Source organism: Kitasatospora sp. NPDC091335 (assembly GCF_044757205.1).
GTDB lineage: Bacteria > Actinomycetota > Actinomycetes > Streptomycetales > Streptomycetaceae > Kitasatospora.
The window spans coordinates 506,233-523,963 of the sequence record NZ_JBIVUM010000003.1 but is presented as its reverse complement, the minus strand read 5'-3'; the positions used below and the strand labels follow the sequence as shown (position 1 = coordinate 523,963).

Sequence of the window (17,731 nt, the reverse complement as noted above, 5' to 3'; positions counted from 1 at the left end):
TCGCTCGCCTCCATCCGGAAGGACCTTCCGCCATGGCCGACCGGCCTGCCCAGCCCGCGCACCCCTCCGCTCCGCCGCAGGCCGGCGGCACCCCCGCACCCCCCGGCCCGGTTCCCGCGTCGCCGGAGCACCGCACCCTCGACGAGCTGTTCGCCGCCCAGACGGCCCGCACCCCGCACGCACCCGCGCTGACCGACGGCCGGCGCACCTGGACCTACCGCGAGCTGGCCGGACGGGTCGGACGGCTGGCCCGCGACCTGCGCCGGCGCGGCGCCGGACCGGAGCGGACGGTGGCCCTCGTCCTGCCGCGCTCGATGGAGCTGATCGCGGCCGAACTGGCCGTCGCCCGGGCGGGCGCCGCCTTCCTGCCCGTGGACCCGGCCTACCCCGCCGACCGGCGGGCGCTGATGCTCGCCGACGCCGGGCCCGCCCTCGTCCTGGACGACCCGGAGCTGGTGCGCGAGGCCCTGGAGAACGAGGCCCCGCAGGACGAGGCCCCGGAGGCGGCCGGGCCCGAGGACGCCGCCGCGCCGCCCCGGCCGGCCGGCACCGGCCACCCGGCGTACGTGATCTACACCTCGGGCTCCACCGGGGCTCCCAAGGGCGTCGTCGTCACCCACCGCGGGATCGGCGGCTTCACCGCGGCGGCCGTCGAGAACTACGCGGTCGGCCCCGGCGACCGGGTGCTCCAGTTCTCCTCGCCCAGCTTCGACGCCTCCGTGCTGGAACTGTTCGTCTCCGTCCTCACCGGCGCCACCCTGGTGATCCCCCCGCACGGCCCCTGGCTCGGCGAGGAACTCGCCGCCGTCCTGGACGAGCACCGCATCACCCACACCCTGATCCCGCCCGCCGCCCTGGCCACCGTGCCCGCCGGCGCCGGCCGCCACCTGCGCACCCTGATCGTCGGGGCCGAGGCCTGCCCCGCCGAGCTGGTCGACCGCTGGGCGCCCGGCCGGCGCATGGTCAACTCCTACGGCCCGACCGAGGCCACCATCGTCGCCACCTGGACCGGAGCGCTCACCGCCGGCACCGGCACGCCCGGCATCGGCGCAGCCCTGCCGCACACCCGGGTGTACGTGCTCGACGAGGCCATGCGGCCCCGGCCGGACGGCACCGACGGCGAGCTGTACCTCGGCGGCGAGGGCGTCGCCCGCGGCTACCTCGGCCGCCCGGGCCTGACCGCCGCCCGCTTCGTCGCCGATCCCTTCGGCCCGCCCGGCGCCCGGCTCTACCGCACCGGCGACCGGGCCCGCCGCAACGCCACCGGGGAGCTGGAGTTCCTCGGCCGGCTCGACCGGCAGGTCAAGGTCCGCGGCTTCCGGATCGAGCCGGGCGAGATCGAGGCCGCGCTGCGCGCCCACCCCGCCGTCGACCAGGCCGTGGTGGTGGTCCGCGAGGACGAGCCCGGCCACGCCCGGCTGGTCGGCTACGCCACGCCCGCCGACCCGGAACGCGCCCCCGATCCGGCCGAGCTGCGCACCGCCCTGGCCGCCGGGCTCCCCGCCCACCTGGTGCCCTCCGCCGTCGTCGTGCTGGCCGAACTCCCGCTCACCCCGCAGCTCAAGATCGACCAGCGGGCGCTGCCCGCGCCCGCCGCCCGCCCCAGCGCGGGACGGCTCGCCCCGCGCACCGAGCGGGAGCGCGCCCTGGCCGCCATCTGGGCCGAGGTCCTCGGCCTCGACGCGGTCGGCGCCGACGACGACTTCTTCGACCTGGGCGGCGACTCCATCCTCGCCGCCCGCACCCTGGCCAGGACCGGCGAGCGGCTCGGCGTCCGGCTCACCCTCAGGGACGTCTTCACCGCCCGCACCGTCGCCGCCCTCGCCCCGCTGCTCGACGGTGCCCGCACCGCCGCGCCCGCCGAACCGATCCCGCCCGCCCCGCGCGGGGCGCCGCTGCCGCTGTCCAGCGCCCAGCTCCGGCTCTGGTTCCTGGACGACCTCGCCCCCGGCGGCACCGAGTACCACACCGGCGTCGCCCTGCGGCTGCACGGCACCGTCGACCACCAGGCCCTCGGCCGGGCCCTGCACCGCCTCGCCGCCCGGCACGACTCGCTGCGTACCACCTTCCCCACCGTCGACGGACAGCCGGCGCAGCACGTCGCCGAACGGGCCGAACTGCCGCTGCGCACCGAGGACCTCGGCGCACTGCCCGCCGCGGAGCGCGCCGAGGCGGCCGAGCGCCTGCTCACCGAGGAACTGCAACGGCCCTACGACCTGACCGGGGGCCCGCTCGCCCGGGCGCTGCTGCTGCGGCTCACCGCCGACGACCACCTGCTGCTGCTGGCGCAGCACCACATCGTCACCGACGGCTGGTCGGTGGGCGTCCTCACCCGCGAACTGGCCGCGCTCCACCGGGCGGAGGCCACCGGCGAACCCGACGGGCTGCCCGCCCCCGCGCTCCAGTACCCCGACTACGCGCACTGGGAGCAGCACCGCCGGACCGACCACACGGCCGACCTCGCCTACTGGAAGCGCGCCCTGGCCGGCCTGCCGACCCTGCGGATACCCACCGACCGGCCCCGGCCCGCCGAGCGCACCAGCAGCGGCGCGGCCCACCGCCACCACCTCCCGGCCGAACTGGCGGACCGGCTGCGCCACCTCGCCGCGGGCCGCGGCACCACCGTGTTCACCCTGTTCGCCGGGGCGTCCGCGCTGCTGCTCTCGCGCCACTCCGGCCAGCGGGACGTCGCCTTCGGCACCGTCACCAACGGGCGGGAGCGCCGGGAGCTGGAGGAGGTGACCGGCTTCTTCGTGAACACCGTGGTGCTCCGCGCCGACGTGGACGAACGGGCCACCGTCGACCGGTTCGTGGCGGAGATGCGCACCACCCTGCTGGACGCCTTCGCCCACGCCGCGGTGCCCTTCGACCGGGTGGTCGAGGAACTGGCCCCGCCCCGCGACCCCGGCCGGACCCCGCTGGTGCAGGTGGTGGTCGTCCAGCAGACCCCCACCGCCCCGGCCCCGGCCGGCGGCCTGCGCTTCACGGAGCACCCGCTGCCCCGCCCGGCCGCCCGGTTCGACCTGGTCCTGGAGTTCACCCCGTCCGAGGCGGGCGACTGCGCGCTGACGGTGGAGTACAACACCGACCTGTTCGACCGGCGGACCGTCACCGCGCTGGCGGACCACCTGCACCGCCTGCTCGCCGCGATGGCGGACGGGCCGCAGCGCACCCTCGCCGAACTGCCGCTGATCCCCGAGGCGGAGCAGCGCGCGCTGCCCGGCTCCCGGAAGCCGCCCGCCGCCCTCCCCGGCGGCGACCCGGCCGGGCCGCCCGGCTGGAGCCGGGTGTACGTGCTGGACCGCGCGCTGCGCCACCAACCGGACGGTGTGCCGGGCGAGTTGTACCTCGCCGGCGACCTCGGGGAGCAGCCGGGGCCGGTCGCCGACCCGTACGGTCCGCCGGGGTCGCTGATGTACGGCACCGGGGAGCTGGTGCGGTGGACCGCGGACGGCGAACTGGAGCACCTCGGCCGGGTCGAACAGCGGGCGCGGCCCCGCGGCCTGGCGGCCGACCCGGAGGAGACGGCGCGGGCGCTGCGGAGCTGCGCCGGGGTGGCCGAGGCCGCCGCCGTCCTCACCGGGAGCCCCGGACGGCTGGTCGGCTACGCGGTGCCCGTCCCCGGCGGCCCGATCGAGCCCGAGGCGCTGCGCCGCACCCTCGCCCTGACCCTGCCCGACCACCTGGTCCCCGCGGTCGTGGTACCGCTGCCCGCCCTGCCGCTCGGCCCCGACGGCACGCTCGACCACGCCAGGCTGCCCGACCCGGGGCCGGCCGCGCCCGCCGTCCGCCACGTCGCCCCCCGCACCCCCGCCGAACGCGCGCTGGCCGGCATCTGGGCCGAGGTGCTGCGGCTGGAGCGGGTCGGCGCCGACGACAACTTCTTCGACCTCGGCGGCGACTCCATCCTCGGCATCCAGGTGGTGGCCCGCTCCCGGCAGGCCGGGCTGCCGGTGACCTCCCGCGACCTGTACCGGCACCAGACGGTCGCCGCGCTCGCCAGGGCCGCCGAGGACGCCGAGGCGCCGGCCGCGCCCGCACCGGTGGCCGCCACCGGCGAGGCGGCGCTGACCCCGATCCAGCGCTGGTGGTTCGACCGGGCCGGCGGCCGGGCCGGCCACTTCGCCCAGGCGCTCTCCCTGCTGCTGCCCGGCGACCTGGACCGGGCCGCGCTGGAGGCGGCCCTGAACGACCTGGTCGCCCACCACGACGCGCTGCGCTCGGCCTTCTCCGCCCCGGACGGCTCCGGCGCCGTGCACTGGCGGATCGAGGAGCCGGCGCCGCGGACCGTCCTGACCAGGCACACCGGCCCCGACGACGACACCCCGCACTTCGGCCCGTACGACCTGGCCGCGGGCGGGCCGCTGCTGCGCGCCGTGCTGCACGAGCGCGCCGGGGGCAGGCCGCCCGTGCTGCACCTGGCCGTCCACCACCTGGTGGTCGACGGGGTCTCCTGGCGGGTGCTGCTGGAGGACCTGGACACCGCCTACCGCGCCCGCCGCGACGGCCGGGACGGCGCGGCGGCACTGCCGGCCAAGTCCTCGCCGCTGCGGCAGTGGGCCGCGCGGCTGAGCGCCTTCGCCGCCGAGGGCGGCTTCGAGGACGAGACGGAGTACTGGGCCGGGGCCGTCCCCGGCCGGCCCGCGGAAACGTTTCCCGCGGAGCCGGACGGACCCGCCACCTACGCCACCGAACGTTCCGTCACCGTCCGGCTGAGCGCCGCCGACACCGCCGCCCTGCTGCGCACCCTGCCCGACACCTACCGCACCCAGGTCAACGACGTGCTGCTGAGCGCCCTCGGCCGCGCGCTGTGCGGGGAGAGCGGCCTGGAGCGGGTCGTGGTGGACGTCGAGGGCCACGGACGCGAGGAACTGTTCGCCGAGCTCGACCTCAGCCGTACGGTCGGCTGGTTCACCACCCGCCACCCGGTCGCTCTGGCCGTCCCCGCCGAGGCCGGCTGGGACACCGTCCTCAAGCAGGTCAAGGAGCAGCTGCGGGCCGTCCCCCGGCGCGGCCTCGGCTTCGAGGCGCTGCGCCACCTCGGCAGGCCCGGCACGGCCCCCGAGGTGGCGGCCGCCCGGATCAGCTTCAACTACCTGGGCCGGATCGCCCTGCCGGACGACGCGGACGGGCTGTTCCGCGGCACCTTCAGGCCGCTGGAGCTGGACGCCGACCCGGTCGTCGAGCGCCCCCACCCGCTGGAGGTGGTCGGCCGGCTGGACGGCGACGCGCTGGAGTTCACCTGGTTCCACTCCGCCGCCGTGCACCGGAGCGGGACGGTCGAGGCGCTGGCCCGGCGGTTCGCCGAGGAGCTGGCCGGCCTGGCCCGCCACGCGGCCCGCCCCGGCGCGGCCGGGCGCACCCCGTCCGACTTCCCGCTGGCCGGGCTCGACCAGCCGGCGGTGGACCTGATCACCGGCGACGACCCGGGCGCGGTGGAGGACGTCCTGCCGCTCACCCCGACCCAGTCCGGCATGCTCTTCCACGGCCTCGCCGAGGAGGACAGCGGCGCCTACTTCCAGCAGCTGGACTTCGTCCTGGAGGGCGTGCCCGACCCGGCGCGGCTGGCCGAGGCCTGGCAGCGGGTCACCGACCGCACCGCCGTGCTGCGCGCCCACGTCCGCTGGCAGCGGGTGCCCGAGCCGGTGCTGGTGGTGCACCGGCGGGTGGCCGTGCCGGTCACCCACCTGGACTGGCGGGCGCTGTCCGAGGAGGAGCGCCGCGACCGGCCGGCCGGGCTGCTGGACCGCGACCGGGCCCGCGGCCTCGATCTCGGGCAGGCGCCGCTCCAGCGGCTGGTGCTGGTCCGGCTCCCGGAGGACCGGGTGCGGGTGCTGTGGTCCTTCCACCACCTCGTCCTGGACGGATGGAGCCTGTTCCAGGTGCTCTCGGACGTCTTCGCGGTGCACGCCGCGCTGGCCCGCGCCGGACGGGACGGCGAGATCCCGTACGGCACCGTGCCGGAGCGCCGGCCCTACCGCGACTACCTGGCGTGGCTGGCCGGGCGCGACCACGCCGAGGCCGAACGGCACTGGCGGGGCCGCCTCGCCGGGCTGGCCGAGGCCACCCCGCTGCCGTACGACCGCGAACCGGTGCAGAGCCACCGGGCCGAGTCCACCCGGGCCGTGCCGTTCGCCCTGCCCGCCGCCGCGACCAGGGCGCTGGAGGACCTCGCGCGCGGCTCGGGGCTCACCCTCAACACCCTGGTGCAGGGCGCCTGGGCGGTGCTGCTGGGCCGCCAGGCCGGCCGCGCCGAGGTGGTGTTCGGCACCACCTCCTCCGGGCGGCCGCCCGAGCTGCCCGGGGTCGAGACGATGACCGGCCTGTTCATCACCACCCTGCCGACCCGTACCGCGGTGCCCGCCGAGGGCACCCTGCTCGACTGGCTGCGGACGGTGCAGCGGGAGCAGAGCGAGGACCGCAGGTACGGCTTCGTCCCGCTCACCCGCCTGCGCGCCGCCACCGGACTGCCCGAGCAGACCGGCCTGTTCGACAGCCTGGTGGTGTTCGAGAACTACCCGGTCGACGAGGACGCGGCCGACGCCCACGGCGTGCGGCTGCGCGACCTCGACGGGATCGAGACCACCAACTACCCGCTCACCCTGCTGGCCTACCCGGGCCCCGAGCTGAACCTGCGGCTCTGCTACGACCCGCGGCTGTTCGACGAGTCCACCGTGCGGCGGCTGACCGGGCAGCTCACCGCGGTGCTGACCGGCCTGCCCGAGGGCGCCCACCGCCCGCCCGCGCTGCTGCCGCTGCTGACCGGGGAGGAGCGCCGGCGCGTCCTGGCCGACTGGAACGCCACCGACGCCCCGGAGCCCGCCGCCGACATCGCCGAGCTGTTCGCCGAGCAGGTGCTCCGCACCCCGGAGGCGGTCGCCCTGGAGACCGCGGAGCAGCGCCTGACGTACCGCGAACTCGACGCCAGGGCAGCCGAACTGGCCGGGCGGCTGGCCGCGCACGGGGTCCGGGTCGAGCAGCCGGTCGGGGTGCTCATGGAACGCTCCGTCGAGCTGGTCGTCGCCCAGCTGGCGCTGGTCCGCACCGGCGGCGTGTACGTGCCGCTGGACGGCCGGGCGCCGCGCGAACGGCTGCACCGGATGCTGGCCGAGGCGGGCGCGGAGCTGCTGCTCACCGACGCCCACCGGGCCGGCGCGGCCGCCGGACTGCGCCCGGCCGGGCGGGTGCTGCGGGTGGACCTGCCCGAGGAGCACCCGCCGGTCGTGGCCCCGGCGGCCCCGGCGGCCGTCCACCCCGACAACGTCCAGTACCTGATGTTCACCTCGGGCTCCACCGGCACCCCCAAGGGCGTCGCGGTACGCCGCCGGGACGTCGCCGCACTCGCCCTGGACCGCGCCTTCACCGGCCACGACCGGGTGCTGGTGCACTCCCCGCACGCCTTCGACGCCGCCACCTACGAGCTGTGGGTGCCGCTGCTGCGCGGCGGCACCGCCGTCCTCGCCCCGCCCGCCGAGCTGGACGCCGCCGCCGTCCGGCACGCCGTCACCGAGCGGGGCGTGCGCTGCCTGTGGCTGACCGCGGGCCTGTTCCGGCTGCTCGCCCAGGAGGACCCGGGCTGCCTGCGCGGCGCCCGCGAGGTGTGGACCGGCGGCGAGGCGGTGCCCGGCGCGGCCGTCCGCAGGGTCCTGGAGGCCTGCCCCGGCCTCACCGTGGTCGACGGCTACGGCCCCACCGAGACCACCACCTTCGCCACCCGCAGGGCCTTCCTGCCCGGCGCCGTGCTGCCCGCCGTGCTGCCGATCGGCCGCCCGCTGGACAACACCAGGGTGTACGTCCTGGACGGTGCGCTCCAGCCCCAACCACCAGGCATCACCGGGGAGTTGTACATCGCCGGGGCCGGGCTCGCCCGGGGCTACGCGGGCCGCCCCGGCGAGACCGCCGCCCGCTACCGGGCCGACCCCTTCGGCCCGCCCGGCACCCGGATGTACCGCACCGGCGACACCGTCCGGTGGAGCGAGGACGGCGAACTGCACTTCGTCGGCCGCGCGGACGACCAGATCAAGATCCGCGGCTTCCGGATCGAACCCGCCGAGATCGAGGCCGGGCTCACCGCCCACCCGGCCGTCGCCGAGGCCGTGGTCTCACTGCACCAGGAGGCCGGACGCAAGCTCCTCGTCGCCCACCTGGTGCCCGCCGAGGGCGCCGAGCCGCCCACCGCCGCCGACCTGCGCGCCCACCTGGCCGCCGGCCTGCCCGACTACATGGTGCCCGCGGCGTACGTCACCCTGCCCCGGCTCCCGCTCACCGCCAACGGCAAGGTGGACCGCCGCCGGCTGCCCGCCCCCGACCCGCAACGGGCGGGCGGCGACCGGCCGCACCGCGCCCCCGGCACCGGGGCCGAGCGCCTGCTCGCCGCGATCTGGGCGGAGCTGCTCGGCGTCGGACGGGTCGGGCTGGACGACGACTTCTTCCTGCTCGGCGGCGACTCCATCCTCAGCATCCAGGTCGTCTCCCGGGCCCGCGCCGCCGGACTCGCGCTCTCCCCGCGCGACCTCTTCCGGCACCCCACCGTCGCCGCCCTGGCCGCGGCCGCCGGCAGCGCCGTCACCGTGGCCGGCACCGAACCGGTCAGCGGCGAGGTCGGCCTGACGCCGATCCAGCACTGGTTCCTCGACCCGAACCCGCCGTACGCCGGGCACTTCGACCAGTCCCTGGTGGTGGAGGCCCCCGGCGCCGTCGACCCGCAGGCGCTGCGCCGCGCGCTGGCCGCCCTGTGGGCCCACCACGACGCGCTGCGCTCCCGGTTCGTCCGTACCCCGGACGGCGCGTGGCAGCAGTACTGCGTCCCCGCCGACGAGGCCGCGCCCGAGCTGCTGGAGGTCCACGACGGAGCCCTCGAAGAGGCGGTGACCGAAGCCGCCCACCGCTCCTTCCGGCTGGCCGACGGCCCGCTGTTCACCGCCCGGCTGCTGGTCGGCTCCCCGGCGGCGGGCGACGACGGCGCCCGCCCCGACCGGCTGCTGCTGGCCGTCCACCACCTCGCCGTCGACGGCGTCTCCTGGCGGGTGCTGCTGGAGGACCTGGAGACCGCCTACCGGCAGGCCGTCGAGGGCCGCCCGCTGCGACTGCCCGCCCGCACCACCTCCGTCCGGGAGTGGGCCCGCCGGCTGGCCGGGCACACCGCCGCCGGCGGCTTCGCCGGGCAGCGCGCCCACTGGCTGGCGGCCGCCCGGGCCTGTGCCGAGCCGCTGCCGGTGGACGGCGACGGCGGCAACACCGCCGCCGACCTGCGCGAGGTCACCGTCCGGCTGGACCGCGAACGCACCGACGCCCTGCTGCGCGAGGTCCCCGCCGTCTACCGCACCCGGATCGACGACGTGCTGCTCACCGCGCTCGGCCGGGTGCTCGCCGACTGGACCGGGCGCGGCACCGTCGCCGTCGGGCTGGAGGGACACGGCCGCGAGGACCGGCTCTTCGAGGACCTCGACCTGTCCCGGACGGCCGGCTGGTTCACCTCGCTGTACCCCGTCGCCCTCGACGTCCCCGCGGGGGACTGGGGCACCGCCCTGAAGGCCGTCAAGGAACAGCTGCGCGCGGTGCCGGACCGCGGCCTCGGCTACGGCGCGCTGCGCCACCTCGCCCGGGACGAGGCGCTCGCCGCCCTGCCCGCCCCCGCCATCAGCTTCAACTACCTGGGCCGCTTCGACTGGTCCGCCGACGGCGCCGCCCTGGTCCGCGCCGTCCCCGGCGGCCTCGGCGGCGCGGAGGCCCCCGGCACCGAGCGCCCGCACCTGCTGGACGTGGTCGCCCGGATCGAGGACGGCCGGCTGGAGATCGGCTGGTACCACAGCGCCGGCCGGCACCGCCCGGAGACCGTCGCCGGGCTCGCCCGGGCCATGCTGCGCGCGCTGGAGGAGATCGTCGCCCACTGCGCCGAGCCCGGCGCCGGCGGCCGCACCCCCGCCGACTTCCCGCTCGCCCGCCTCGACCAGGCGGCGGTGGACCGGATCGCCGGGGACGGCCGGACGGTCGCCGACGTCCACCCGCTGACGCCGATGCAGGCCGGCATGCTCTTCCACAGCCTGCTCGACCCGGACGGCGACACCTACGTCAACCAGGTCCAGCTGGTGCTCACCGGGGTCACCGACCCGCACGCGCTGGCCGAGGCGTGGCAGCAGACCGCCGACGCCAACCCCGTCCTGCGCACCCGGCTCAGCTGGCAGGACGGCGCCGAACCGCTCCAGGTCGTCCAGCACCGCGCCGTCGTCCCGGTGACCCACCACGACTGGACCGGGCGCCCGGCCGGGCAGGCCGAGCGGGACACCGCCCGGCTGCTCGCCGAGGACCGGGCGGCCGGGCTCGACCTCACCGGCGCACCGCTGCTGCGGCTGGCCCTGATCCGGCTGGCGCCGGACCGGGTACGGGTGGTGTGGACCTTCCACCACGTGCTGCTGGACGGCTGGAGCGCGGCCCAGGTCTTCGACGAGGTGTGCGAGCGCTACGCCGCCCTCACCGCGGGCCGCGCGCCCGAACCGGTCGAGCGCGCCCCCTACGCCGACTACCTGCGCTGGCTGGCCGGCCAGGACCGGGCCCGGGTCGAGCAGTACTGGCGGGACACCCTGGCCGGCTTCCCCGCCCCCACCGAACTGCCCAGGGACCGCCGCCAGGACGGCGCCCACCGCGCCTCCTCCTCGGCCTCGGTGCGGGTCGCCCTCGACCCCGGGCTCTCCGAGCGGCTGCGCACCACCGCCCGGCAGGCCGGGCTGACCGTCAACACCGTGCTCCAGGGCGCCTGGGCGCTGCTGCTCTCCCGCTACGGCGGCGGGGACGACGTGGTGTTCGGCACCATCGTCTCCGGCCGGCCCGCCGAACTCCCCGGCGTCACCTCGATGGTGGGGCTGTTCATCAACGCGCTGCCGACCCGGGTGCGGATCGACGGGCGGCGCCCGCTGCTGGACTGGCTGCGCGAGGTCCAGGACGCCCAGTCCGAGGCCAGGCGGCACGACGCCGTCTCGCTGGCCCAGCTCCAGGGCTGGAGCGAACTGCCCGGCGGCACCGCCCTGTTCGACAGCATCGTGGTCTTCGAGAACTACCCCTTCGACGCCGGGTCGCTGACCAGGCACGGCCTCGGCGTGGAGACCGAGCACGTGCTGGAGCCGACCAGCTACCCGCTCAGCGTGGTGGTCGCGCCCGGCGACTCCATCGAGGTCAGCCTCGACCACGACCCGGCCGCCTTCGACGCCGCCACCGTCGAAGGGCTCGGGGCGAGCCTGCGCACCCTGCTCGCCGGGATGGCGGCCGGTCTCGACCGGCCGGCGGCCGAACTGCCGCTGCTGGACCCGGCCGAGGGGCGCGCCCTCCTGGACCGCCTCGGCGGCCCGGTGCGCCGGGCGCCCGCCGGCACCCTGCCCGAGGCCTTCGCCCGGCAGGCCGCCCGCACCCCCGAGGCCCCGGCGGTGCACTCCGGCGACGAAATGCTGACCTACCGGGAACTCGACGAGCGCTCCAACCGGCTGGCCCGGCTGCTGATCGAGGCCGGGGCCGGCCCCGAGCGGTTCGTCGCGCTCGCCCTGCCCCGCACCGTCGACCTGGCCGTGGCCCTGCTCGCGGTGCTCAAGAGCGGTGCCGGATACCTGCCGGTCGACCCCGGCTACCCGGCCGAGCGGATCGCCTACCTCTTCGAGGACGTCCGGCCCGACGCCGTCGTCACCGCCGCGGCGACCGAAGGGCGGCTGCCCGACGGGCCGTACACCCGGATCGTCCTGGACGACCCGGCCTGCCGGGACCGGCTGGCCGCCGCCCGCACCGACGCCGTACGGGACGGGGAGCGGCGCGGAGCCCTGCGGCCCGAGCACCCCGCGTACGTCATCCACACCTCGGGCTCGACCGGCCGCCCCAAGGGCGTGGTGGTCGCCCACGCCTCGGTGCTCGCGCTGACCGACTGGGCCGCCGCCGAGTTCGCCGGCCGCGGCCTGGAGCACGTGGTCGCCGCCACCTCGCTCAACTTCGACGTGTCGGTGTTCGAGATCTTCGCGCCGCTGCTCTCCGGCGGCCGGGTGGAACTCCTGCGCGACCTGCTGGCCCTCGCGGAGCGCCCCGGCCCCTGGCGGGCCGGCCTGCTGAGCGCGGTGCCCTCCGCGCTCGGCGGACTGCTCGCCGACGGCGCCGTGCACCTCGCGGCCGACACCGTGGTGCTGGCCGGCGAAGGACTGCCCGCCCGCACCGTGCGCCGGGTCCGCGAGGCCGTCCCCGGCTGCCGGGTGCTGAACGTCTACGGCCCCACCGAGGCCACCGTCTACGCCACCGCCCACACCTGCGACCCCGGCGACCCGGACCGCGACCCGCCGATCGGCCGCCCGGCCGGCGGCGCCAGGGCCTACGTCCTCGACGAGCGGCTGCGCCCGGTGCCCGTCGGCGCGCCGGGGGAGCTGTACCTGGCCGGCACCGGCGTGGCCCGCGGCTACCTGCGCCGCCCCGGACTGACCGCGGGACGCTTCCTGCCCGACCCGTACGGCCCGCCCGGCAGCCGGATGTACCGCACCGGCGACCGGGTGCGCTGGAACGCCGACGGCGCACTCGGCTACCTCGGGCGCGCCGACGACCAGGTCAAGGTGCGCGGCTTCCGGATCGAACTCGGCGAGGTCGAGGCCGCGCTGGCCCGCCACCCGCGGGTCGCCGCGGCGGCCGCCCGGGTGGTCGACCAGGACGGCCACAAGCGGCTGGTCGGCTACGCCGTGCCGCGCGACGGGGCCCTGCCCGACCCGGCCGAGTGGCGCGCCTTCCTCGGCCGCTCCCTCCCCGACCACCTGGTGCCCGCCCTGGTGGTGCCGCTGGAGCGGCTGCCGCTCGGCGCCACCGGCAAGCTCGACCGGCGCGCCCTGCCCGTCCCCGCCCCGGCCGCCGGGGGCACCGGGAACACCGGGAGCACCGGGAACGACCGGCCGCCGCGCACCGACACCGAGCGCGCCCTCGCCGCGATCTGGCGCGAGGTGCTCGGCGTGCCCGACGTCGGCGCCGACGACAACTACTTCACCCTCGGCGGGGACTCCATCCTCGGCATCCAGGTCGTCTCGGCGGCCCGCCGGGCCGGCCTCGCGCTGACCCCCAGGGACCTGTTCGCCCACCAGACCCTGGCCGAACTCGCCCGCGCCGCCGAACGGGCGCCCCGCCCCGGGCCCGCCGCCGACCAGCGCGCCGTGACCGGCGACGCCCCGCTCACCCCCGTCCAGCACTGGCTGCTGGACACCCTCGACGGCGACCCCGCCCGGCTCACCCAGTCCGTCTCCTTCACCCTCGCGCCCGGCACCGAGGAGGGCCCGCTCCGGGCCGCCCTGGCCGCCGTCCTGGACCACCACGACGCCCTGCGGCTGCGCTACGAACCGCTCGCCGGAGGCCGGTGGCGCCAGCACGGCACCGAACCCGGCCAGGCCCCCGAACTGCACGTCCACCAGGCGGCCGAGGGCGAGGACCGGGAAGCCGTCCTGCGCGACCTCGGCGAACGGCTCGCCGAGGACTTCGACCTGGCCGCCGGACCACTGCTGCGCGCCGCGCTCTGCCGCTTCGCCGGCGAGCCGCGCCCGGTGCTGTTGCTGGCCGCGCACCACCTGGTGGTCGACGCCGTGTCCTGGCGGATCCTGCTGGAGGACCTGGAGCGCGCCCACCGCGCGCTGAGCGCCGGCGAACGGCCCGACCTCGGCGTCCGGAGCACCTCCTTCCCGGCCTGGGCCGAACGGCTCGCCGCCCACACCGCGGCCGGCGGCTTCGACGAGGAACTCCCGTACTGGCAGAGCCTGGTGGACGACACGCAGGACATCGGCCCGGACGGCGGGCTGCCCACCGACCTGGACGGCGCGAACACGGCCGACACCGAGGAGTCGCTGACCTTCGCCCTGGGCACCGAGGACACCCGCCGGCTGCTCCAGGACGTTCCGGAGGCCTACCGCACCCGGGTCAACGACGTGCTGCTCTGCGCCCTCGGCCGGGTCCTGGCCCGCTGGACCGGACGGCGCCGGGTGCTGGTCACCCTGGAGGGCCACGGCCGCGAGGAACCGTTCGACGGCGTCGACCTGTCCCGCACCGTCGGCTGGTTCACCACCATGTACCCCGTCGCCCTGGAGGTGCCCGAGGACGCGGACACCGGCACCGCCCTGAAGGCCGTCAAGGAGAGCCTGCGCGCCGTCCCCGGCGGCGGCCTCGGCCACGGCGCGCTGCGCCACCTCAGCCCGGCACCCGGCCTCACGCTCCCGCGGATCGGCTTCAACTACCTGGGCCGGCAGGACTGGACCGCCACCCCCGGCGGCCTGCTGCACGCCCCGGCGGGCCCGCTCACCGGCGGCATGGACCGCACCGCCCGCCGCCCCCACCTGCTGGACGTGCTCGGGCAGGTCACCGAGGGCCGGCTCTCCTTCACCTGGTCCTACTCCCGCCGGGTGCACCACAGCGGGACGGTCGCCCGGCTCGCCGCCGAACTGCTGGACGAGCTGCGGGAGATCGTCCGCCACTGCGCCGGACCCGGCGCCGGCGGACGCACCCCCTCGGACTTCCCGCTGGCCGGCCTCGACCAGGCCGCCGTCGACCGGCTGGCCGGCACCGGACGGGAGGTGACGGAGATCCAGCCGCTCACCCCCACCCAGACCGGCATGGTGGTGCACGGCCTGGACGAGGCCGAACACGGCCTGTACGTCGAACAGATCACCTTCGTCCTGGACGGCGCCCGCGACCCCGGCCTGCTGGCCGCCGCCTGGCAGCACGTCGTCGACCGCACCCCGGTGCTGCGCACCTCCGTCGTCCTGCGCGGCGTTCCGGTGCCGCTCCAGGTCGTCCACCGGCAGGCGGTGCTCCCGGTCACCGAGCACGACTGGAGCGCCCTGACCGCCGAGCAGCGGCAGGGCCGGCTGGAGGAACTGCTCGCCGACCGGCGCACCCGCCCGCTCGCCCTGGACCGCGCCCCGCTGCTGCGGCTCGACCTGATCCGGCTCGGCCCCGACGCCGTCCGGGTGGTGTGGGAGTTCCACCACGTCCTGCTGGACGGCTGGAGCGTCTTCCACGTCCTCGCGGACGTCCTCGCCGCCCACGCCGCCCTCGCCCGCGGCGAACGGCCCGCCCTGCCCGAACGCCGCCCCTACGCGGACTACGTCGGCTGGCTCGCCGCCCGCGACACCGGCGCCGCCGTCTCGCACTGGCGCGGCGTACTGGCCGACCTCGCCGCCCCCACCCCGCTGCCCTACGACCGCCGGCCCGCCCCGGGCGACACCGCCCGCTCCGGGGACTGGCTCTCCTACCGGCTCGACGAGGCGCGGACCGAGCGGCTCCAGGAGTTCGCCCGCCGCCACCGCCTCACCCTCAACACCGTCGTCCAGGGCGCCTGGGCGCTGCTGCTGTCGCGCTGGAGCGGGGAACGGCGGGTCTGCTTCGGCACCACCGTCTCCGGCCGCCCCGCCGACCTGGCCGGCTCCGACGGCATCGTCGGCCTGTTCATCACCACCCTGCCCGCCCGGGTCACCGTCGACGGCGCGCGGCCCTGCGCCGACTGGCTGCGCACCCTCCAGGAGGAGCAGGCCGAGGACCGCCGCTTCGACCACCTGCCGCTGGCGCGGATGCACGGGCTGAGCCGGGTGCCGCCCGGCACCGAGCTGTTCGACAGCCTGGTGGTCTTCGAGAACTACCCGGTCGGCGACGCCACGGCCGGCGCGCACGGCCTGCTGGTGCGCGACCTGGACGCCAGGGAGGCCACCAACTACCCGCTCACCCTGGTCGTCTCGCCCGGCGAGCGGCTCGCCGTGGAACTCGGCCACGACCCGCGCCACCTCGACCGGGAGACCGCCGAGCGGCTGGCCGACCGGCTGCTGCACACCCTGTCCGCGCTGGCCGCCTCCGACGGCGGCACCCCGCTGGACCGGCTCGACCTGCTGCCGCCCGGCGAACGCGAACGGCTGCTGCACGGCCCGGCCCGCCCGGCACTCGCCCCGGTGCCCCCGGCGACCCTGCCCGCCCTGGTCGAGGCAGCCGCCGACCGGTGGCCGCGGGCCGTCGCGCTCAGCGCCGCCGGCCTGGAGCTGACCTTCGCCGAGGCCGAGGAGCACGCCAACCGGCTCGCCCACCGGCTGATCGCCCGCGGCGCCGGCCCGGGCGGGATCGTCGCCCTGCTGCTGCCCCGCTCGGCCGACACGGTGCTCGCCGAACTGGCGGTGGCGAAGACCGGCGCCGCCTTCCTGCCCGTCGACCCGCACTACCCCGAGGAACGGATCGGGGCGATGCTGCGCGACGCGGCCCCCGCGCTGACCCTGGACGCCAAGGAGGTCGCCGAACTGCTCGCCGCCGACCCGGACGGCGCCCCCGGCCACCGGCCCACCGACGCCGACCGCGGCCGCCCGCTCGACCTCGACGACCCGGCGTACGTCATCTTCACCTCCGGCTCCACCGGCACCCCCAAGGGCGTCGTCGTCACCCACCGCGGCCTCGCCGCCTTCGCCGCCGCCGAGGCCGCGCACTACGGGGTGGCCCCGGGGGACCGGGTACTGGCCTTCGCCACCCCCAGCTTCGACGCCTCGGTGCTGGAACTGTGCCTGGCCCTCCCGCACGGCGCCCGGCTGGTGGTGCCCGAACCGGGGCCGCTGCTCGGCGAACAGCTCGCCGGACTGCTCGCGGCCCAGCGGATCACCCACACCCTGCTGCCGCCCGCCGCCCTCGCCACCCTGCCGGCCGGCACCCCGGGCACCCTGCCCGCGCTGAAGACGCTGATCGTCGGCGCCGAGGCCTGCGGGCCCGACCTGGTCGCCCGCTGGGCCCCGCACCACCGGATGGTCAACTCCTACGGCCCCACCGAGGCCACCGTGGTCGCCACCTGGTCCGCGCCGCTGACCGCGGACGGCGCCGCCCCGCCGATCGGCCGCCCGCTGCCCGGCACCGGCGCCCGCGTCCTGGACGCCCGGCTGCGCCCGGTGCCCGACGGCGTCCCCGGCGAGCTGTGGCTGAGCGGCCCCGCCCTGGCCCGCGGCTACCTCGGCCGCCCGGGACTGACCGCCGCCCGGTTCACCGCCGACCCGTACGGCCCGCCCGGCACCCGGATGTACCGCACCGGCGACCTGGTGCGCCGCGACCGCCACGGCGAACTCCACTACCTGGGCCGCACCGACCACCAGCTCAAGCTGCGCGGCCACCGGATCGAGGCGGGCGAGGTGGAGGCCGTACTGGCCCGCCACCCGGCCGTGCTGGACGCGGTGGTGAGCATCAGGGAGGACGAGCCCGGGCTGCCCCGGCTGGTCGCCCACCTGCTGGCCGCCCCCGGCGCCGAACCGCCGACCGGCGCCGAACTGCGCGCGCTGGCCGCCCGCTCGCTGCCCGGCCCGATGGTCCCCTCGGCCTTCGCCGTGCTGGAGCGCTTCCCGCTCACCGCGAGCGGCAAGACCGACCGCGCGGCGCTGCCCGCCCCCGGACCGGAGGAGGCCGAACCGGCCGGACGGGTCGAACCCCGCACCCCCACCGAGGAGGCCGTGGCGGAGATCTGGGCCGACACCCTGCACACCGCCGTCGGCGCCACCGACGACTTCTTCCGGCTGGGCGGCGACTCGATGCGGGCCCTGCTGATCGCCTCCCGGGCCAACGACGCCTTCGGCGTCACGCTCACCCCCCGCGACGTGCTGGTCTCCCGCACCGTGGCCGCCCTGGCGGACCTGGTGGAGGACCTGGTGCTGAGCGAACTCGAAGCCGCGCTGGGCGGCCCCGACGAAGCCGGCGCCACCGGCAGCCCCGACGATGACGAACGGTGAGG

1 protein-coding gene is annotated in these 17,731 nt (G+C 77.5%); it reads left to right on the top strand.

The window, feature by feature from the left end; translation table 11 throughout:
• The first annotated feature begins 32 nt into the window (after positions 1-32).
• Entirely contained in the window at positions 33-17,729 is a 17,697-nt protein-coding gene (locus ACIQOW_RS10840; protein WP_401082506.1) for a non-ribosomal peptide synthase/polyketide synthase, read from the top strand.
• The last annotated feature ends 2 nt before the right edge of the window (positions 17,730-17,731 follow it).